The 247-nt window shown below is 56.3% G+C and carries 1 protein-coding gene; it reads right to left on the reverse strand.

All coding sequences use genetic code 11. From position 1 onward, the window contains the following. Window positions 1-177: peroxiredoxin (locus tag PPOP_RS14810; protein ID WP_006287344.1), on the reverse strand; the 177-nt coding region annotated here is incomplete at its 3' end. Window positions 178-247: the final 70 nt, after the last annotated feature.

The raw sequence follows: 247 nt of genomic DNA on the forward strand, positions 1-247 counted from the left end.
GCAATCGCGGAAGTCGCAGGCCTCCTGCGTACAGCCCGGTGTCATATCTTTCGGATAGAAATAGAGCACGACCTTCTTGCCCGCATAATCGCGCAGCGATAGATTGGCGCCCGTCGAGGACGGAAGCGTAAAGTCCGGCACGGTTTGTCCGAGTTGAACTTGATCGGATGGTATCATTTGCAGCAGCTCCTTCCCGGCAGCCAAGACTGCCGTTGCATGATGCCTCTAGCTTACCATCGAACGCTCC

Source organism: Paenibacillus popilliae ATCC 14706 (assembly GCF_000315235.1).
Lineage (GTDB): Bacteria > Bacillota > Bacilli > Paenibacillales > Paenibacillaceae > Paenibacillus_B > Paenibacillus_B popilliae.